The sequence below is a fragment of the Christiangramia aestuarii genome, assembly GCF_009735585.1.
GTDB classification, from domain to species: domain Bacteria; phylum Bacteroidota; class Bacteroidia; order Flavobacteriales; family Flavobacteriaceae; genus Christiangramia; species Christiangramia aestuarii.
In genome coordinates this window covers 1-611 of the sequence record NZ_VJVW01000032.1, presented here as the reverse complement: position 1 = coordinate 611, position 611 = coordinate 1, and the positions used below count along the sequence as shown (strand labels likewise).

Annotated in this window: 1 protein-coding gene; it reads left to right on the top strand. The window is 48.6% G+C overall.

Going from position 1 to position 611, the window contains the following annotated elements; genetic code table 11:
- Positions 1-611: TolB family protein (locus tag FLP08_RS15480; RefSeq protein ID WP_202912788.1), on the top strand; the 611-nt coding region annotated here is incomplete at both ends.

Below are 611 nucleotides of genomic sequence, written 5' to 3'. Positions count from 1 at the left end.
TTCAATACCGGGGTAAGCGATTTTGGGGTTTTCGTAAAAGATGATAAGGTCTATTTTGTATCGGCTCGTGCCGAAGGCGTGGATGTCAAGGAAAAGACCTATGCCTGGAACGGTGAGCCCTTTTTGGATATCTATGTGATGGACAAGGCCAGCGGGACCGTAACTCCTATTAAAGGGGAGATCAACACCAAACTGCATGACGGGCCGGCGGTGATCTCACCAGACGGAAGTACCATCTATTTTACCCGTAACAATTACCTGGGCAAAAAAGAAGGAAAAAGGGACAAGGACAAAACCAATCATTTAAAGCTTTATACGGCTTCGGCTTCTTCTGAAGGTTGGAATGAAGTAAAGGAACTGGCCTTTAACAGCAACGACTATTCCGTAGGACATCCTGCCCTGTCTCCTGATGGCAAGACCCTGTATTTTGTGTCAGACATGCCGGGCGGGCTTGGCGGTACCGATATCTATAAAGTAAGTATTAACGAGGATGGCAGTTTCGGGCAGCCACAGAACCTGGGAGCACCGGTCAATACCGAGTTCGATGAAAGCTTCCCCTTTATGGACAGCGATGGCAGCCTTTACTTCTCCTCCAACGGGCATGCCGGATT